The sequence below is a fragment of the Sphingobacterium sp. N143 genome (assembly GCF_030325625.1).
GTDB lineage: Bacteria > Bacteroidota > Bacteroidia > Sphingobacteriales > Sphingobacteriaceae > Sphingobacterium.
This window is the reverse complement of record NZ_JACAIS010000003.1, coordinates 514,145-532,557: the sequence shown is the minus strand read 5'-3', so window position 1 is coordinate 532,557 and position 18,413 is coordinate 514,145. Positions and strand designations below refer to the sequence as shown.

16 protein-coding genes and 1 other RNA gene are annotated in these 18,413 nt (G+C 38.1%); 11 read left to right on the top strand and 6 right to left on the bottom strand.

The features are described from left to right. Nucleotides 1–123 precede the first annotated feature (123 nt). Nucleotides 124–957 (top strand): lyso-glycine lipid O-acyltransferase GlsA, encoded by an 834-nt coding sequence (gene glsA / locus HX021_RS08515; RefSeq protein ID WP_286589741.1) that lies wholly within the window; start codon nucleotides 124–126, stop codon nucleotides 955–957. A gap of 5 nt (nucleotides 958–962) precedes the next feature. After that, nucleotides 963–1,922, top strand: coding sequence for a glycine N(alpha)-acyltransferase GlsB (gene glsB / locus HX021_RS08510; RefSeq protein WP_286589740.1), 960 nt, complete (start codon nucleotides 963–965; stop codon nucleotides 1,920–1,922). A 31-nt stretch (nucleotides 1,923–1,953) separates the two neighbouring features. Here glsB and HX021_RS08505 read toward each other — a convergent pair whose 3' ends face one another. From HX021_RS08505 to HX021_RS08495, 3 genes are read right to left on the bottom strand one after another with little or no spacing between them, the layout of a single operon-like run. Then, entirely contained in the window at nucleotides 1,954–2,688 is a 735-nt protein-coding gene (locus HX021_RS08505) for an MIP/aquaporin family protein (protein WP_286589738.1), read from the bottom strand. A gap of 20 nt (nucleotides 2,689–2,708) precedes the next feature. After that, the gene (glpK, locus tag HX021_RS08500) at nucleotides 2,709–4,208 is read right to left on the bottom strand and encodes a glycerol kinase GlpK (RefSeq protein WP_286589737.1); all 1,500 of its coding nucleotides are present in this window, start codon (nucleotides 4,206–4,208) and stop codon (nucleotides 2,709–2,711) included. Between the two features lie 26 nt (nucleotides 4,209–4,234). After that, the gene (locus HX021_RS08495) at nucleotides 4,235–5,818 is read right to left on the bottom strand and encodes a glycerol-3-phosphate dehydrogenase/oxidase (RefSeq protein WP_286589736.1); all 1,584 of its coding nucleotides are present in this window, start codon (nucleotides 5,816–5,818) and stop codon (nucleotides 4,235–4,237) included. Between the two features lie 371 nt (nucleotides 5,819–6,189). On the opposite strand from HX021_RS08495, the gene HX021_RS08490 reads away from it, so the two are divergent. Continuing rightward, nucleotides 6,190–6,699 (top strand): thioredoxin family protein, encoded by a 510-nt coding sequence (locus HX021_RS08490; protein WP_286589734.1) that lies wholly within the window; start codon nucleotides 6,190–6,192, stop codon nucleotides 6,697–6,699. 63 nt (nucleotides 6,700–6,762) lie between these two features. On the opposite strand, the gene HX021_RS08485 is transcribed toward HX021_RS08490, so the two are convergent. After that, the gene (locus HX021_RS08485) at nucleotides 6,763–8,154 is read right to left on the bottom strand and encodes a type III PLP-dependent enzyme domain-containing protein (protein ID WP_286589732.1); all 1,392 of its coding nucleotides are present in this window, start codon (nucleotides 8,152–8,154) and stop codon (nucleotides 6,763–6,765) included. 108 nt (nucleotides 8,155–8,262) lie between these two features. Between HX021_RS08485 and argS the strand changes: the two genes are divergently transcribed. From argS to HX021_RS08460, 5 genes are all read left to right on the top strand, one after another. Further along, nucleotides 8,263–10,047, top strand: a complete 1,785-nt coding sequence (gene argS / locus HX021_RS08480; protein ID WP_286589731.1) for an arginine--tRNA ligase — start codon at nucleotides 8,263–8,265, stop codon at nucleotides 10,045–10,047. Nucleotide 10,048: 1 nt separating this feature from the next. Beyond that, nucleotides 10,049–11,128 (top strand): Gfo/Idh/MocA family oxidoreductase, encoded by a 1,080-nt coding sequence (locus tag HX021_RS08475; RefSeq protein WP_286589729.1) that lies wholly within the window; start codon nucleotides 10,049–10,051, stop codon nucleotides 11,126–11,128. A 3-nt stretch (nucleotides 11,129–11,131) separates the two neighbouring features. Continuing rightward, nucleotides 11,132–12,331 carry a BaiN/RdsA family NAD(P)/FAD-dependent oxidoreductase gene (locus HX021_RS08470; protein ID WP_502958998.1) on the top strand — a complete coding sequence of 400 codons (1,200 nt, stop codon included), beginning with the start codon at nucleotides 11,132–11,134 and terminating at the stop codon, nucleotides 12,329–12,331. A 252-nt stretch (nucleotides 12,332–12,583) separates the two neighbouring features. Further along, nucleotides 12,584–12,961: RNase P RNA component class A (rnpB, locus tag HX021_RS08465), an RNA gene on the top strand. A gap of 65 nt (nucleotides 12,962–13,026) precedes the next feature. Next, a complete protein-coding gene (locus tag HX021_RS08460) occupies nucleotides 13,027–14,418 on the top strand; it encodes a sigma-54-dependent transcriptional regulator (RefSeq protein WP_286589727.1) in 1,392 nt (463 codons plus the stop codon). A 52-nt stretch (nucleotides 14,419–14,470) separates the two neighbouring features. Here HX021_RS08460 and HX021_RS08455 read toward each other — a convergent pair whose 3' ends face one another. Next, nucleotides 14,471–15,169 carry an HAD family hydrolase gene (locus HX021_RS08455; RefSeq protein ID WP_286589725.1) on the bottom strand — a complete coding sequence of 233 codons (699 nt, stop codon included), beginning with the start codon at nucleotides 15,167–15,169 and terminating at the stop codon, nucleotides 14,471–14,473. A gap of 92 nt (nucleotides 15,170–15,261) precedes the next feature. Here HX021_RS08455 and HX021_RS08450 point away from each other — a divergent pair, with 92 nt between their 5' ends. Beyond that, the gene (locus tag HX021_RS08450) at nucleotides 15,262–16,515 is read left to right on the top strand and encodes a tyrosine-type recombinase/integrase (RefSeq protein ID WP_286589723.1); all 1,254 of its coding nucleotides are present in this window, start codon (nucleotides 15,262–15,264) and stop codon (nucleotides 16,513–16,515) included. A gap of 187 nt (nucleotides 16,516–16,702) precedes the next feature. Here HX021_RS08450 and HX021_RS08445 read toward each other — a convergent pair whose 3' ends face one another. After that, nucleotides 16,703–16,945, bottom strand: coding sequence for a helix-turn-helix domain-containing protein (locus HX021_RS08445; RefSeq protein ID WP_286589721.1), 243 nt, complete (start codon nucleotides 16,943–16,945; stop codon nucleotides 16,703–16,705). A gap of 129 nt (nucleotides 16,946–17,074) precedes the next feature. Between HX021_RS08445 and HX021_RS08440 the strand changes: the two genes are divergently transcribed. Both HX021_RS08440 and HX021_RS08435 read left to right on the top strand, forming a co-directional pair. Further along, entirely contained in the window at nucleotides 17,075–17,401 is a 327-nt protein-coding gene (locus HX021_RS08440) for a hypothetical protein (RefSeq protein WP_286589720.1), read from the top strand. Between the two features lie 86 nt (nucleotides 17,402–17,487). Continuing rightward, the gene (locus HX021_RS08435) at nucleotides 17,488–18,345 is read left to right on the top strand and encodes a KilA-N domain-containing protein (RefSeq protein WP_286589719.1); all 858 of its coding nucleotides are present in this window, start codon (nucleotides 17,488–17,490) and stop codon (nucleotides 18,343–18,345) included. Nucleotides 18,346–18,413 lie beyond the last annotated feature (68 nt).

Below are 18,413 nucleotides of genomic sequence, written 5' to 3'. Positions count from 1 at the left end.
ATTTTAATGTTTAAAATTGTACTTTTATTACTATTCTGTTAGTATTTTTGTCAGCGAATCGTGATAAGCCTTAACAAAGCTTAGTAGGGAATCGTAAGTATTTTAGTCAGAAAAATAAGATTGATGATTACAGGTGAGAATAAAAAATTTATTGATATACGGGAAGTTATTCACAAAAAAAATGCAAAGCTTGCAAAATGGATTCCGTCTTTTTTGCTTAATTACCTAAAAAAGACTATTCATGAGGATGAGATAAATGATATCATGACACGTTTTGCGGATCTTCAAGGGTTAGACTTTGTGGATGCTTTAATCAAGGATTTGGATGTAACCGTCAATTTGTTTGGTACGGAAAATATTCCAACTTCAGGTCCAATAATTTTTGCTTCCAATCATCCTTTGGGTGGCTTGGACGGGATTGCATTTATGCATGCTATAGGTAAGCATAGACGGGATGTGAAATTTTTGGTAAATGATATCTTGTTAAACATTGGTAATTTAAGGCCTTTATTTGTTGGCGTGAATAAACTGGGAGGACAGGGTAAACAAGCTATTTCTGCAATTGAAGAAGCTTATGGAGCTGATGATGCATTGCTTGTATTTCCAGCAGGTTTGGTTTCCAGAAAACAAAACGATGGTCGTATAGAGGATTTGGAATGGAAAAAAAGCTTTATCAGTAAAGCGAAAAAATATAAAAAAGATATCGTTCCTGTGTTGATTGACGGCAAAAACTCTAAGTTTTTTTATAATTTTGCAAGGCTGAGACAAAAAATAGGTCTCAAGGTAAACATTGAAATGTTATATTTACCTGATGAAATGTTTGCCCAACGCGGGCATACCGTCAATATTATAATAGGACAGAAAATCCCTTATACAGCATTTGATCAATCAAAAAACGAAAAGACTTGGGCTGAAGAAGTGAAAAGAAGGGTTTATGGATTGGCTCAAGAAAAATAAAATTTATGCAAGAAATTATACCTCCAGTTGATAGAAAACTATTGAAAGCCGAATTGAATAAAGAGGTTTTCTTACGATATACCAACAATGGAAATAACGAGATATATTTAATCAATTATCATAATTCGCCGAATGTCATGCGTGAAATAGGGCGATTACGAGAGTTGACTTTCCGTGGTGCAGGAGGAGGTACAGGGCTCTCGATCGATATTGATGAAAATGATACATGCGAAGATTGTTATGATCAATTGATTGCCTGGAATCCGGAGGACGAGGAGGTCGTAGCGGGGTATCGTGTTATTAAATGTGCGGAAGCAGGAGAAGTCGATGGTGTTCCAAATCTGTCAACAGCTCATTATTTCCAATTTTCAGATCAGTTTACTAAGGATTATCTACCCTATACAATTGAGTTGGGTAGGTCATTTGTGCAGCCAAGGTATCAACCGGCAATTGATAATAGGAAAGGTATTTTTTCACTGGATAATTTGTGGGATGGCCTGGGTGCACTGGTCATGCTTAACCCCGAAATAAAATATCTTTTTGGTAAAGTAACAATGTATCCGCATTATAATAAAGATGCCAGAGATATGTTGCTGTATTTTATGGATTATTATTTCCCTGACCAGGATAAATTAGTTGTACCGCTTCCGGAATTAGAAATTAAAAATGACTATGAGCGGTTTGTAGGAGTTTTTGATGGTCTGGATTATAAAGAAGGGTACAAAGTTTTAAATAGTCGCGTGCGGGCTTGGGGTGAAAATATCCCCCCGTTGATTAATACCTATATGAATTTATCGCCAACGATGAAATCTTTTGGAACCGCAAGAAATGACGAATTTGGGACTGTTGAAGAAAAGGGAATTCTGATCGTCATTGAGGATGTATACCCTGTCAAAAAGGAAAGACATATGAATACCTTTGAAAGGGACCGTGAATATGGTCACCGGAAACCTAAAAGAGGGTAAAGTAAAGAGGGGATTCTATAGAATCCCCTCTTTACTTTATGAGAATATAAATGACAAATGCCAGTACTGCTCCAATAATTGGTCCCAGTATTGGTATCCACGCATATGACCAATCGGAACTACCCTTATCTTTAATTGGCCATAAGGCATGAAATAGGCGTGGACCTAAATCCCTTGCGGGATTGATGGCATATCCGGTTGTCCCTCCAAGGGACAATCCAATGGCCCATACTAAAAATGCAACAGGAATGGCGCCTAAAGATCCCATTCCAATGAGTTCTGTTTTTCCATCAATTGTGATATCTTGTCCGGTAATAAAAAAAATAACAAAAATTAGCACGAAGGTGCCGATGATTTCACTTGCAAGATTTGTAGAAGTATTGCGGATGTTCGGGATCGTGGCAAAAACACCTAATTTAGTTGTGGGATCGGCTGTGGCATCAAAATGATCTTTATGTATAATATAGGTTAATAAAGCCCCACAGAATCCTCCTGCAATCTGAGCAAGAATATATCCGGGAACTTCTGTCCAAGGTAACGCATGATTCAGTGCCATGGCAATGGTCACTGCAGGATTGAGGTGGGCGCCGGTATAGGGGCCGGCAAATACAACACCAACATATACTGCTAATGCCCATGCAGTGGTGACAACGATCCATCCGCCATTTTCTCCTTTTGTTCCCTTTAATATTACATTTGCGACAACCCCGTTACCCAGAAGTAGGAGGAGTGTAGTGCCAATGAACTCTGCTAAATAATGATTCATATTTATTGGTTAGTTATTGATTAATTTTCAGTCCAGAATTGTAATGCTTTAATGCCCTTCATCCATTGTTTGATGATTAGCTCGGTTTGTTTTTCCTGTTCTTGTTCAGGTTTAAATTGGCGGTCCTGGGCCCAGAATTTTGCAAGTTCATCTCCATTTTTCCAAAAACCAACGGCTAACCCCGCCAGATAGGCTGCTCCTAAGGCTGTTGTTTCTGTTATTTTGGGCCTAACGACGTTGCTGTTCAGTACATTTGCTTGGATTTGCATTAACAGATTATTTGCTGTAGCTCCACCGTCTACACGAAGTTCCTTGATCGGAATGCCACTATCCGCTTCCATGGCTTGAAGCACGTCACGGGTTTGCAGAGAAATGGCCTCCAGTGAGGCTCGGGCAATGTGCCCATTGGTTGTTGCACGGGTAAGGCCGAATAGCGTCCCTTGTGCTCTAGCGTTCCAATATGGCGCTCCTAACCCAGCGAAAGTTGGAATAAAAGTTACCCCACCATTATCTTTTTCAGTGAGAGCGAGTTGCTCTATGTCAGCGGATTTATAAATGATGTTAAGGTTGTCGCGTAACCATTGTACCAATGCACCACCAATAAAAATACTTCCTTCCAAGGCATATTCAGTTTTGCCATTGATCTTCCATGCCACGGTGGTCAATAGATTGTTTTTCGACATGATCGGTTTGGACCCAATATTCATCAGCATAAAACAGCCGGTACCATAGGTGTTTTTTACCATTCCCTTTTCTATGCACTGCTGACCAAATAAGGCTGCTTGTTGGTCGCCAGCGATGCCGGCAATTTTGACTTTGTGCGCGAAAATAGTGGTCCTGGATTCGCCATATATTTCACTGCTTTCTTTAACCTGAGGAAGCAATGAGGCGGGGATGTTAAACAAATCAAGTAATTCTTTGTCCCAGTCCATGGTATGGATATTAAACAGGAGGGTACGTGATGCATTGGTAACATCTGTAATGTGTACATCTCCACGTGTAAGATTCCATACAAGCCAAGTGTCAATTGTACCACAGATGAGTTCGCCATTTTGAGCCTTTTCTCTCGCTCCCTCCACGTTGTCAAGGATCCATTTTATTTTTGTTGCTGAAAAATAAGGATCTAATATTAGCCCTGTTTTTTGCTGTATTAGTTCATGTTTTCCTGATTGACGCAATTCGTCACAGTAGTCAGCTGTACGCTTATCCTGCCAAACAATGGCATTATAGACTGGTTTGCCATTTTTCTTTTCCCAAACGACAATGGTTTCACGTTGATTGGTGATACCGATGGCCGCGATATTTTTGCCATTTAGACCTGCTTTGGTGGTTGCTTCAGCTGTGACACCTGCTTGGGTAGACCATATTTCGTGTGGATCATGTTCTACCCACCCAGGTTTGGGGAATATTTGCGTAAACTCTTTCTGAGCAATTGAGACAATATTTCTGTTCTTATCAAAAATAATGGCCCTGGAGCTTGTTGTGCCTTGATCCATTGCCAAGATATACTGTTGTTCCATAATTGATTTATTGTGGGTTATTGATGTTACTTTGTGTTTAAGATATAATTTTTTGCAACTTTTTGGAAATTTTCTACCTGAGATTTTTGCCAGTTCTCATCTTTGCCTAATTCTTGAGCGAGTATTTTCGCAACTTCGGGGGCAGCATGAATTGCAGCCTTTGCATCAAGAAATAGAAGGCGTACACGACGTGATAATACATCTTCTACCGTTCTTGCCATTTCGTTTCGGACAGCCCAAACAACTTCAGCTTTTCGGAATTCCAGGTGTTCTACCAATTTTTCATTCCATAAAGGGTTTTCTTTGGTGAGTGCATATATTGCTTCTTGGTCTGATCCATAAATATACATATGATTGCTTCTGTCTGTGGTAGGGATGGCGCTGTATATCATTTTAGCTGAGGAGCTGCTCTCCCGTTGTGGTAGACAACCAATTTTTATGGCTTTGTCAACTGTATCTTGGCCCATTCGGCGGAATGTTGTCCATTTTCCACCGGTTAGTGTGAGTAAATTGGAGCTGCTGACAATGACTTTATGGCTTCTTGAAATTTCTTTGGTTTTATTTGAATTGCCAGTTGGGGCAGCTAGAGGCCGTAAGCCTGCAAATACTGCAAGAGCATCTTGACGCGTTGGTTGTTTTGTTAAATACCGGCCTGCGGTTTTTAAGATAAATTCTATTTCCTGCTCGAGTGCTACGGGCTCGAGACTATGTTCATCAATTGGTGTATCTGTAGTACCTACAATGACACGATTGTGCCATGGAACAAGGAAAAGCACCCTGCCATCATCTGTTTTTGGAATCATAATAGCATCATCTCCTGGAAGAAATGACTTGTCGAAGACAAGGTGTACTCCCTGGCTAGGCCGGACCAGCTGCTTTGCTTCAGGTGTATCCATTTTGAGAATATCGTCCACAAAAATTCCTGTTGCATTGATGATGGCCTTACCTTGGATCGTAAAAGCTTCACCACTTTCAATATCATGGGCAATGACACCATTTATTCGTTCGTTATTGTCTTTGGTAAGGCTGGTTACCCGGATATAATTCAGTGCCACGCCTCCCATTTGGATACAAGTTTGAGCAACATTGATTGCGAGCCTGGAGTCATCAAATTGCCCATCCTGGTATACCACTCCACCATGAAGCCCCTTTGATTTTATAGTACTGATTCTTTTAAGTGTTTCGTCTTTGTCGATATGTGTAGATTTTCCTAAGCTCAGCTTGCCTGCAAGGAAATCGTATATTTTCATCCCAATGGTATAAAATGGACCGTCAAACCAATTGTAGTTTGGGATAATAAAGGATTGGTTTTTGACTAGGTGCGGAGCATTTTGTTGAAGCAATCCACGCTCATGCAAAGCCTCCTTAACTAAGGAAATATCGCCTTGAGCCAAATAACGTACCCCACCGTGGACTAATTTTGTAGCTTTGCTGGAGGTGCCTTTAGCGAAATCAACCTGTTCGAGTAAGATGGTTTTAAATCCTCTGCTCAATGCGTCTAATGCAACACCCAGCCCACTTGCTCCGCCACCTATTACAATCACATCCCATGCGTCTGTTTCCTTTATTTTCTCTATTAATGTTGATCTTTTGAATTCTTTGTGTTTCATTTTGTTTCGTTTTTTGATCTTGAGGCATTGTTTTATTCAAGCTTTACGGATCCATTGATACTAAGTTATAGTATATTTACGATATTTTAAAGAATTTTGGTTAAAAAATAATCGTTAAAAAGATGTTTGTTTTTGTTTTGTTTTGTTTTGAAATTGTTATTTTTTTAGTGCAATTGTCCGTGTTTTTAGCAGATTATTTTGCGTTTCTATTTGATGGTTAATGGGGCTGAATTGATTTTCGGCCTATTTTTAAAAATATGATCATGTTCTATTTCAAATAATAGGGATATAATGTTTAACCATTATAATAGGTTTATGTTTTTGGTTTGGGGAAATGATTTCGTATTTTTAGCTCAATTTTAATTTGTTGAATGATGAGAAAAATTAAGTTATTATTCCTTGGGATGGTTGTATTCTTGGGTACTCAATTCTTACAAACGAATGCATATGGGCAAGAAATTTCAAAGTCCCAGGAAGATCTATTGAAACCTTACAATCCGGAAGCGGATGCGCAAAAAGATATTGATGGGTTATTGCAGCTAGCGAAGAAGGAAAATAAGAATATAATAATTCAGGCTGGGGGGAATTGGTGTGTCTGGTGTTTGAGATTTAATGAATATATTCATGAAACGGCTAGTATTGATGATTTACTGAAACGTCATTTTCTTTATTATCATCTGAATTATTCGAAAGAAAATAAGAATGAGGCTATTTTTCAAAAATATGCTCCAGAAGGAAATAAGTTAGGGTACCCTTTCTTTATTGTGCTTGATAGAAATGGAAAAACCCTACATGTTCAGGAAAGTGGTAGTTTGGAGAAAGGAAAAGGGTATGATGAAGAGAAAGTTTTGAAGTTTTTCAATACTTGGGTGGCAAAATAAAAAATCCCTGTCGATCCATCGACAGGGATTTTTTGTAAGATATTATTTGAATGGGATAGCTAGCTATTGATATCCTAATAATTTCATGACTTGTTTGGAGTTTTGCTCTTCTCCGAATACCTCATAGTTGAAGGTCTCATCCCTATTTCGGCGTACTAAAACATGCTTGGGCGACGGTAAGAGACAATGGTGAATTCCACCATAACCACTTAATACGTCTTGATAAGCTCCGGTATGGAAAAAACCTAAATATTGCACCTTACGGGTTTTAGGCATAAATACAGAGTTCATATGGGCTTCCTGATTGTAGTAATCTTGACCGTCGCAGGTAATACCCCCCAAATTAACCCGTTCATATTCTGAATCCCAGTTGTTTATGGGCAGCAATATGTATTTTTGATTTAATGCCCACACGTCCGGTAAATTAGTGATAAAGGAGCCGTCAATCATAAACCAACGTTCGCGATCATTCTGTTGTTTGCGACCTAAAACTTTATAAAGAATACCCGAAGCTTCTGCAACAGTATATTTACCGAATTCCGTAATGATATCTGGTTCCATCACTTCATGATGCGCACAGATCTGTTTGATCCTGTTGACGATTTCATTGACCATGTATTCATAGTCAAAATCGTGTACCAATGAATCCTTAAAAGGCATCCCGCCACCAATATCCAACGTGTCCAAATCGGGATTTACTTTTTTGAACTTGCAATACAGCGTGACGTATTTTTCCAGCTCATTCCAATAATATGGGGTGTCTGATATCCCAGAATTAATGAAAAAGTGAAGTAATTTTACCTTGAAATTAGGGTTGTCAACAATCTTGTTGTTATAGAAGTCTATAACGTCTTCTTGGCGAATACCTAATCGTGAAGTATAGAATTGGGAATCGGGTTGCTCTTCAGAGGCTACACGGATACCTAATGCACAAGGTTCATCCAGCTCGATTTCATCGTCATAAAGGTTGAACTCTTCCTTATTGTCAAGTACTGGTATGATGTTTTTATAACCATCATGGATCATGTCAATAATATACTGTTTGTATTGATAGGTTTTAAACCCATTACAGATTACAGTAATATCTTTAGTGACAGTACCTTGCCTTTCCAATGAATCGATCATCGGCATATCAAATGCAGATGACGTTTCTAAGTGGATGTCATTTTTTAAAGCTTCTTCTACAATATGTTTGAAATGAGAAGATTTGGTACAATAACAATATTTATATGATCCACGATAATTATGTTTCAGAATAGCGGTCTGAAAAAGGATTTTCGCTTGCTGAATTTTTTTGCTGACGATAGGTAAATAAGTAAAACGTAACGGGGTGCCGTACGTTTCTATCATTTCCATTAAGTTCAAATCGTGGAAATACAATTCGTCGTCGATGATTTCGAATCCGTCTTGCGGAAAACCAACACTTAAGTCAAGAAATTCCTGATAGCTCTGCATTTTTTATTATTTTTGCAAAGATATACTTTAATGGTGAATACCTAAATAAGGAATGTTATTTATTTCCAGTTCACTATCAGGAAGTTGTAAAATTTACAAAATCATTAAATGGCAAATTCTATTCAAAGGCGACTTATTGAAGTCACCGTAAAGGCTGTTAAAGAGCTATACAATGCAGATATTTTAGAAAATCAAATTGCTTTACAGGCCACTCGCAAGGAGTTTGAGGGACAGGTTACGATCGTAACTTTTCCAATAACACGTTTTTCGAAGAAATCTCCCGAACAGACTGGTAAAGAAATTGGTGATTATTTGCAGCTGAATATTGCTGAAATTTCAGGCTTCAATATAATTAAAGGCTTTTTGAATATAGTACTTTCTGATGTTTATTGGATCTCTTTGTTAAATCAGACTATAGTGTCCCCCGATTTCGGCGTTTTCCCTGCCAATGGAAAAAAATTGATGGTTGAGTATTCATCACCAAATACAAATAAGCCTTTACACCTGGGACATATTCGTAATAATTTATTAGGGTACTCTGTAGCTGAAATTCTTAAAGCTTATGGATATGAGGTTATCAAGTCCAATTTGGTTAATGACCGTGGTATACATATCTGTAAGTCAATGCTTGCTTGGCAGAAATTTGGTGCTGGAGAGACGCCTGAGTCAACTGGCATGAAGGGGGATCATCTGGTTGGGAAATATTATGTTGTATTTGATAAGGAATACAAAAAAGAGATCGATATATTAAGAGCTGAAGGTCAATCCGAAGATGAGGCCAAGAAAAATGCGCCTTTGATGAAAGAAGCCCAATCTATGTTGCAAAAATGGGAAGCAGGTGATGAAGAGATCATCTCACTTTGGAAGACCATGAATAGTTGGGTGTATTCGGGATTTGAGAAAACCTATAAGCAATTAGGGGTTGATTTTGATAAATATTACTACGAATCAAACACTTATTTGCTTGGGAAAGATATTATCCAAGAAGGTCTGGACAAAGGTGTTTTCTTTCGGAAAGAAGATAACTCCGTATGGATTGATCTGACTGCGGAAGGATTGGATCAGAAATTGGTTCTCCGGGGTGACGGTACATCGGTATATATTACGCAAGATTTGGGTACAGCACAATTGAAATATGATGAGTTCAATATGGATGAATCTATTTATGTGGTTGGCAATGAGCAGGATTATCATTTTAAAGTGCTGTTTTTGATTTTGCAAAAATTAGGTAAATCGTGGGCAAAGGGTTTATTTCATTTATCCTATGGTATGGTTGACCTTCCTTCCGGTAAAATGAAATCGCGTGAGGGAACGGTTGTCGACGCAGATGATTTGATGGCAGAAATGCTCAAAACAGCACAAGAACGTACTGAGGAGCTTGGTAAGACAGGGGGATTGGCTGAAGAAGCAAAAGCAGAGCTTTATGATACCATAGGAATGGGGGCCCTGAAATACTTTTTATTGAAAGTAGATCCTAAAAAACGTTTATTGTTTGATCCAAATGAATCGGTCGATTTTCAAGGACATACAGGACCATTTATTCAATATACACATGCCCGTATCAAATCTGTCTTAAGTAAGGCTGAGTTTGATGTTGAGCGTGCAGTTTCAATACCTGAGTCGATCTCATCTTATGAGCGAGATCTCATTCAGCAACTTGGCGCATTTCCTGAATCTCTTGAAGCCTCCGCACAGGAATTCAGTCCGGCACAACTGGCAAATTATATCTATGAAGTCGCCAAACTCTATAATAAATTTTATCACGAAGAGAGTATATTGAAAGCCGAAGATAATATTGTAAAGAACTTTAGGCTTCATCTTTCGGCTGCAGCGGCTAAGATCATAGCAAAAGGAATGAGTTTATTAGGAATACGTGTACCTGAAAGAATGTAGTATGCTAAAGAAGATTCGAGTTGGGCTTATTGGTTTGGGAATTTCAGGGCAGGTCTTTCATGCTCCAGTTATGCGTTCTGTTGGGCAGCTGGAACTTGTGAAAGTAACGGCCCGTAAGGCTGAGCAGCAGCTACTACTCAAGGAACGCTATCCCCAGGCTGAAATTGCATTGTCTGCCGATGAAATTTTCAGGGATGAAACAATAGATTTGGTCGTGGTAGCTACTTCTAATGACATGCACTATCCTTTTGCAAAGCGTGCCCTGGAATCGGGGAAACATGTTGTTGTTGAAAAACCATTTACTAATACTGTTGCGCAAGCAGATGAGCTTATCGCATTGGCTAAGGAAAAGCACCTGATCCTGGCGCCTTACCATAATTTAAGGTTCAATTCGGATTATCGTACTGTGGAGAAGGTCGTCAAAAGTGGGCGATTGGGACGAATTGTAAATTTGGAATCTAGATTTGACCGTTTCCGTAATTACTTGAGACCAAATGCATGGCGTGAGGAAAACTTGCCAGGATCTGGTATATTTTACGATCTAGGCCCACATCTCATTGATCAGGCACTTCAATTGTTTGGAAAACCTAATGCTGTATTTGCAGATCTGTCAATTCAACGTGACCATGCTCGGACAATTGACAATTTTGACTGTTTACTGTATTATGATAATCTCCGAGTTTCACTAAAAGGATCGATGCTGGCAAAAGAACCGACTCCACGTTACCGCGTCTTTGGTATGAATGGAAACTTTGTAAAAAATGGGGTCGATCCACAGGAAGCATTGTTGCGGGATGGAAAATTCCCCGATGAAGATTCGAATTGGGGGGAAGAGGACCCAAGTATTTATGGTAAACTCAATATAATAGAAAATGGTAGGGATGTAGAGGAAATTGTTCCTTCGGAAAAAGGGGCCTATCCTGATTTTTATCAAAATGTTGCAGATGTGATTTTAGGAAAAGCAGCATTGATTGCTTCACCCGAACAGGCAAGAGATGTGATTCAGATCATTGAGCTTGGGTATCAAAGTCAATTGGAAAGAAGAGTTATACCTGTCGATGGTCAATTGATTGCTTATTAAAATATGATGGTGGGTACTTACGATGCTATTATCATTGGGGGCGGTGCATGTGGATTAATGTGTGCCGCGCACGCAGGGCTGTTAGGGAAGAAAGTGCTATTATTGGAACGCAATGATAAGATTGGAGCAAAGATTCTGATTTCTGGGGGTGGGAGATGTAATTATACAAATATTGGAACTAGCGTCTCAAACTTTATTTCTGAAAACCCTCATTTTTTACATAGTGTATTTAAGCAATGGACAGTTGAGGATACCATAGATTTTTTTGAATCATATGGTATTAAGGGGAAAGAAAAGACGCTAGGACAGCTTTTTCCAGAAACAAATAAGGCTAAGGACATTGTGGCTGTATTTTCTAGGATTCTCTATGAAACAGGCCAGGATATTGCATTGAGCACACTTGTAAAATCAATTGTAAAAGATGCGGATGGATTTATTATAAAAGTAGAGAGCTTAAAAGGAGAATATGAGTATCATACTCAGAAAGTAGTTATCGCCTCAGGAGGGCTGCCTGTTCAAAAGTTAGGGGCTTCAGACTTTGGATTGCGTATTGCGAAACAATTTGGGTTAGAAGTGGTGAAGGCTGCACCCGCGCTTGTGCCATTGACAATAACTGGAAAAGATGCTGACTGGTATATGTCTTTGGCTGGAAATTCCGTATTCTCGAAAGTATCCATAACCGATATATCATTTGAAGAGAACATATTATTCACACATTGGGGACTGAGTGGTCCGGCTATTCTTCAAATATCAAGTTATTGGAAACCAGGGCAGGAAATAACGATCGACCTGCTGCCTAAATTTGACTTGGATAATTTAATTAAGCAGGAAAGACAATCTGGTGGTAAGAGACTTGTTTCACAATTACTACATGATTATTTTAGCCGCAAATTGGTTGATGCTCTTGGTAAATTTCTAGCTTTAGATATTAAAATTGCATCATTAAGCAAAGCAGACGCTAAGCTAATTGTAGATATGGTCCATTGTTTTAAGGTGAAACCTGCAGGTGACAAAGGCTATGACAAAGCTGAGGTGATGCGCGGTGGCGTTTCGACTGCGGAGCTTAACAACAAGACACTAGAATCAAAAAAAATACCTGGCCTTTATTTTGGTGGGGAGACCGTTGATGTTACGGGTTGGCTTGGTGGATATAATTTTCAATGGGCTTGGGCAAGTGGATATGTGATTGCACAGGATCTTTAATTTTGAAATTATTATGGAAACCTTTTTATAACGTGTTCCTTTGTTGGTATCCCTTAAGTGAAAATAATTGTCTGCCGTTAGATAACGCATTCATGATTGCCATATTTATATTTTGATCTTTACATGCAAAATTTAAGCGATTCATGCGGATGAAAAGCGCAATTTTTGATCAAGCTATGCCTCGTGTTTGTGAGTGACTGAAATTATAAAGAAAGTAGTGTTTATACGATTAAAATGACTATTTTTGCGCAGAAGCAAACTGGTTCTATCGCTGCTCTTTTGAGAGGAGAGGAAAGTCCGGGCAACATAGAGCAACACGCTTCCTAACGGGAAGGCTGTTATGAAAATAACAGACAGAAAGTGCCACAGAAAATATACCGCTTTTCGGAGTAAGGGTGAAAACGTAAGGTAAGAGCTTACGGTCTTGTATGGTGACATATATTACGGTAAACCTCGTGTGTTGAAAGACCAAATAGGTTACGAAATTTGAAGGCTGCTCGTCTTCTTTCAATTTATTGGAATTCGTAATGGGTAGGTTGATTGAGTTTGTCAGTGATGGCAGGCCTAGATAAATGATAGAAATTCCACTTCGGTGGTCTACAGAACCCGGCTTACAAGGTTTGCTTCTTTTTCGCTAATTGCTAAAAAAACCTTATATTGATTCCCATAATTGAAAATAGCATAACTCTAGATTTATGAGTACAATTTTAATCATTGACGATGAACGCGCCATCAGAAGCTCTTTGCGTGATATCTTAGAATATGAAGATTATACGATTTTAGATGTTGACAATGGTCGGGATGGACTGGATATTTTAAAAAAGGAAAAGGTTGATCTTGTTCTTTGTGATATCAAGATGAATAATATGGATGGCATGGAAGTTCTGTCGGAAGCACATCAGAACAGTCCTGATATCCCTTTTATTATGATTTCGGGACATGGCACAATAGAGACAGCGGTTGAAGCTGCCAAAAAAGGTGCTTTTGACTTCTTGGAAAAACCATTAGATCTCAATAGATTGCTTATCACGGTTCGGAATGCTCTGGACAGAAGTTCTCTGGTCACTGAAACTAAAGTTTTAAAACGTAAGGTTAGTAGTTCAAAAACCAAGGATATTCTGGGAGAATCTGGAGCCATTAAACGTATCAAAGAAACAATAGACCGTGTTGCACCAACGGAGGCCCGAGTATTGATTACAGGAGCCAATGGTTCAGGAAAAGAACTTGTTGCTCGTTGGCTGCATGAAAAATCAAATCGTGCCCAAGGACCGTTGATTGAGGTAAACTGTGCTGCAATACCATCTGAGTTAATTGAGTCAGAGCTTTTTGGGCATGAAAAAGGCTCCTTTACTTCTGCAATTAAACAACGTATTGGTAAATTCGAACAGGCCAATGGTGGAACATTATTTTTAGATGAAATCGGTGACATGAGCCTGTCTGCCCAAGCAAAGGTACTACGAGCGTTGCAAGAACATAAAATTACACGTGTAGGTGGAGACAAAGAGATTGATGTCAATGTACGTGTTGTTGCGGCAACCAATAAAGATCTATTGAAAGAAATTGAAGAAGGAAATTTCAGGATGGATTTGTATCATAGGTTGTCAGTAATCTTGATCCATGTTCCAGCTTTAATAGATCGAGTGGATGATATTCCGTTGCTTTCCACAAATTTTTGTGAGGAAATATGTATGGAATATGGTATTCCTGTTAAAGAAATTACCAATGCGGCAATGAAGGAACTTAGTCACCTTCCTTGGACAGGTAATATTCGCGAACTGCGCAATATGATTGAACGGTTAATCATTCTGAGTGATAAGTCAATTACTGATAAAGATGTGATTGCATTTGCCAATCCTTCCCGTGAGCCTATGACTGGGATTGCACATGAAAGAGGTACAGTCGCTTATGGCTTAGATATGGACTCCTTCGATTCATTTCAAGATTACAAAGATCACGCAGAAAAAGAATTTATTAAGTATAAACTGGAAAAGAACAATTGGAATGTTTCCAAGACCGCAGATGATCTTGATATACAGCGTAGCCACCTGTACAGTAAGATCGAAAAATTTGGTTTAAAACGAGATTAAATGTAAAGTATATATTAAAGGCTCCTTGAAAAAGGAGCCTTTAATATATACTTTATGAATCCTGTGTCTGAAGGATGGATTTTACCTTGGCTACAGAAATTTCAGTATAATTATTTATGTAAGCATTACTTTTGGGGAGTTCTTCTTTTTTATGGGATGAAAGTACCGCAATGACCTTCATTGATGCATTCTTTGCAGCAGTAATTCCCGAGAAAGAATCCTCAAATACAATGCATTGTTCAATTGGTGTTTGTAAATTTTCTGCTGACTTGAGATATACTTCAGGGTGGGGTTTATGCAATTTAACATCTTCACTGCTTAATGTTGAAGAAAAAAGATGGCGGATATTTAATTCATCCAAGATAAGATCCATATTTTCTTTGGGAGCGGAAGTCGCCACTGCAAGTTTAAAATTATGTTCTTTTAATTCCTTCAGAAACTCTATTAAACCTGCAATAGGGGCAACATGTTCTTCGTAAATAACCCTAAAAAGCTGCTCTTTTTCAAACTCAAGTGTCCGCAGTTCCTCTGGTGATATCGGCCGTTTAAAAAAATGCTGCATGATATAGCTATTATGTTTTCCGTACATGTGTTGCTCAAATTCTTCCTCTGTAGCTTGTTGTACGTTATGGTTTTTAAAAAAAGCTTTGAAAGCTTCTGCATGAAAGGGGTTTGTATGGCTTATTACACCGTCCATGTCAAAGATTGCCGCATACCTGCTAAAATCTTTAGTTATTGCATTTAAACTCATATAATCAACTTTTTTACTAATATTTTTATCAAACTTAAATGTAAAATGTGTAAGTTTGTTATCAAATGTTTTGTTAATGTTTCGTTCTAATCATGGCAACTATAACACCTATAATTCAACAGAACAATAGCCGGAAAGATGGAAGATGGCTTGTTGTTTTCAGACTAACGCATAAGCGCAAATCTGTGTATATAAAAACCTCGCATCTTATCACTGAAGCCCAGCTAAACAAAGATAGGACTATTAAGCAGAAATTCGTCATAACCTACCTTTCAGAGGATATAAATGACCTTCAAAGGAAAATCAGCCTATTGGGCCTTAAGGCGGAGACGTACACGGCATCGCAGCTAAAAGATATATTGACAGCCGACGGTAAAGAAATCGATTTTATGCAGTTCCTGGATGAATGCTTTGCGGAGATACAAAAGACGAAAAAGCCGAATACCGTAAGTACATACAGAAGTACAATAAATCATCTTAAAGATTATCAGAGTGGCCGGCCGTTGATGTCAAATGAGATTACATCGAAGTATATCAAAGCTTTCATAGAATACGTCAAGACTCCCCATAAGATTGTGAGGTACACCGGTCCCGAAAAAACGAACAGAACAGAGAAGACTTCAAATGTTGTATCTGGTAATTCCCTCTATACTGTTTACTTCCGATTCAAGAAGATATTTGACATGTTCAAGGAAAAGTATAATGATGATGACCTTGGTATTATCCGGGTACCTCAAAATCCTTTTGCCAAAGTCCCAGTGCCTAAAATGGAAGCCACGGCAAAGCGATCGTTGAAAATAGAGGATATCCGAAAGATAAGGGATTATCAGCCACTAAACAGGTCCGAAATGATAGGTAAGAACATGTTTATGATAATATTTATGATGTGTGGTATAAATGCTGTTGATCTGAAGAATAATTTATACCAGTCCGATGGAAGACTTAACTATAATAGATCCAAAGTCGAGAGCCGACGTAAGGACAGAGGATTTATCAGCGTGGCTATACCCAAAGAAGCGAAGCCGTATGTTGATTGGTATCTGTCGATTAAAGACAATTGGTCAAACTCAAAAAACCTAATTTTGGCAATAAATAAAGGGCTAAAGAGTATAGCTAAAAATATCGGTATCGATGAAGGTATCAGTACCTATTATGCGCGTCATAGCTTCGCCACCATAGCCAGGAATGATTGCAAAAAGCATAAGGAGGACGTGTCTATAGCCTTAAATCACACCGATCGAGATACAAGTACAACGGATATCTATATTGCTCCGGACTGGTCCATAATAGATGAAGTACAAAATGCTGTTATATCCAAGTTGAATGAGGATTTAAAATCAAGCTAAGATAAATAGCTAAAAACTTTTTAAATACTAATTATATTGGTAAATTTGGGAGTTAGTTATTGCATCTAATTATTTTTGTATTTGACATTGACAGCCCGGAAAGACGGGCACTTTTTTAGCACTTTTCATAATTTAGGTTTATAATTGGTTAGTTTAAGGCCTGACACCTCCCAAGTGATCAGGCTTTTTATTTTTTTACTATGCCCTTCCAGTTTTTGTTTTCGTCGTAAGAGTGATATGTATTGTCATCAGCGGCAATAATTTCAAACACACTTACTCCTAATACGTCCGCAATCTCCTGTAACACCTTAATAGATGGGTTTCCGACCATTCTAGCATTAAGAGCCTGGTAAGTTATCCCAAGACGTTTAGATAGTGTCTGCAAATCCATTCCTTGAAGTTTTGCGACCTCTTTAATCCTTAATTCCATATAAACAAAAGTAGATATAAAACTATAGTTTTACAAATTATTAAAAATATCTAAATATAATTTTATAAATATTTTGAAATATCAAACTATAGTTTTATATTTGTAGAGTAAACAAAAACAAAAAAAGTTATGAAGTTATTTGAATTGCAAAAAGGCCAACTGTTCAACTTTGTTGGTCCAAAGAGAGCGAAAGTCTACATGGTAAGAGACATCGACTCTAACACGATCAACTACTGCAACGTAAGTGATAGCCAGGATAAGCACATTAAGAGCATCCGTAACAATGCTAGGTTGAATGTTGAAGTAGTGGAATCAGTAACCAGAGCGACATTGACTAATGAGGAAGTCGAATTGCTAAAATCGATTCTTTTAGAGGCAAATAATAACTCTTATGAAGAAAAGGATTCGGATCGCAAGCGCACAGTTATCAACGGTATTTGGTTAAAGATTAAGTAAACAACGAAAGGCGGTGTAAAAGCCGCCTTTATTAAAGTGGGCGAAATTGACCACTTTTAGTTATATTTGTTAGTAAACTTTTATTTATGCTAAAATTAACTGTACAAGATAAAGATATAACATTACTTCAGGTAGGAGATGAAGTATATGTGAGCCTTACTGATATTGTCAAAGGAGAAGAAGGTGATGACCATATTAAACATTGGATGAGAAATAGAAATACTATCGAATTCCTGGGTTTATGGGAGCAACTTAATAATCCAAATTTTAAAGGGGCCGAATTCGATACCTTTAAAAAAGAAGCTGGTTTAAATAGCTTTAACATGTCTCCAAAGAAGTGGGTAGAATCTACTGATGCAATAGGCGTTGTTTCAAAAGCTGGACGAACAGGTGGTGGCACCTTCGCTCACAAGGATATAGCATTGGAGTTTTGTACATGGTTAAGTCCAATGTTCAAACTACTTGTATTAAAAGAATTCCAGAGATTAAAAGAGCTTACTGAGATCCAAGGAAAGTGGGACATTAGAAGATATTTATCAAAGGTCAACTATAAAATACAAACTGATGCTATAAAGGATACCCTTATACCGCTTAGTAATCTGCCAAAAGAAAAAGAGGGAATTCTTTATGCAAACGAAGCAGACTTGATTTATGTTGCGATGTATGGTCACACATCAAAACAATGGAGAGAAAAGAATCCGGAATTGTGTAAAGGTGGGTTGAATATAAGGGATTATGCAAATACCCATGAATTAATAGTATTAGCAAATTTGGAAAATCTAAATTCTAATATGATTAAAAATGGAAAATCCCAAGGTGAAAGGTTGTTAGAGTTGCGTAAAGAAGCTATCTCACAAAAGAAGTCATTAACATCTAGTGTAGAACCGGATCATAAATTGATTGAAAGCCCATTAAAGAAATATGTACAGAAAAAATTAAAATAACATTTAACTTTCATAACCTCCCAATACAGCCCCTTCTGAAAAGTTGGGGCTTTTCTTTTTGCAAATAA

Excerpts from the sequence above, each read along its gene's own strand:
- glsB (WP_286589740.1), top strand. The coding sequence starts at position 963 with ATGCAAGAAATTATACCTCCAGTTGATAGAAAACTATTGAAAGCCGAA.
- HX021_RS08450 (WP_286589723.1), top strand. The coding sequence starts at position 15,262 with ATGGCAACTATAACACCTATAATTCAACAGAACAATAGCCGGAAAGAT.
- HX021_RS08485 (WP_286589732.1), bottom strand. The coding sequence starts at position 8,154 with ATGCAGAGCTATCAGGAATTTCTTGACTTAAGTGTTGGTTTTCCGCAA.
- HX021_RS08440 (WP_286589720.1), top strand. The coding sequence starts at position 17,075 with ATGAAGTTATTTGAATTGCAAAAAGGCCAACTGTTCAACTTTGTTGGT.
- HX021_RS08490 (WP_286589734.1), top strand. The coding sequence starts at position 6,190 with ATGATGAGAAAAATTAAGTTATTATTCCTTGGGATGGTTGTATTCTTG.
- HX021_RS08505 (WP_286589738.1), bottom strand. The coding sequence starts at position 2,688 with ATGAATCATTATTTAGCAGAGTTCATTGGCACTACACTCCTCCTACTT.
- glsA (WP_286589741.1), top strand. The coding sequence starts at position 124 with ATGATTACAGGTGAGAATAAAAAATTTATTGATATACGGGAAGTTATT.
- HX021_RS08445 (WP_286589721.1), bottom strand. The coding sequence starts at position 16,945 with ATGGAATTAAGGATTAAAGAGGTCGCAAAACTTCAAGGAATGGATTTG.
- HX021_RS08435 (WP_286589719.1), top strand. The coding sequence starts at position 17,488 with ATGCTAAAATTAACTGTACAAGATAAAGATATAACATTACTTCAGGTA.
- HX021_RS08495 (WP_286589736.1), bottom strand. The coding sequence starts at position 5,818 with ATGAAACACAAAGAATTCAAAAGATCAACATTAATAGAGAAAATAAAG.
- HX021_RS08475 (WP_286589729.1), top strand. The coding sequence starts at position 10,049 with ATGCTAAAGAAGATTCGAGTTGGGCTTATTGGTTTGGGAATTTCAGGG.
- HX021_RS08460 (WP_286589727.1), top strand. The coding sequence starts at position 13,027 with ATGAGTACAATTTTAATCATTGACGATGAACGCGCCATCAGAAGCTCT.
- glpK (WP_286589737.1), bottom strand. The coding sequence starts at position 4,208 with ATGGAACAACAGTATATCTTGGCAATGGATCAAGGCACAACAAGCTCC.
- argS (WP_286589731.1), top strand. The coding sequence starts at position 8,263 with ATGGCAAATTCTATTCAAAGGCGACTTATTGAAGTCACCGTAAAGGCT.
- HX021_RS08455 (WP_286589725.1), bottom strand. The coding sequence starts at position 15,169 with ATGAGTTTAAATGCAATAACTAAAGATTTTAGCAGGTATGCGGCAATC.
- HX021_RS08470 (WP_502958998.1), top strand. The coding sequence starts at position 11,132 with ATGATGGTGGGTACTTACGATGCTATTATCATTGGGGGCGGTGCATGT.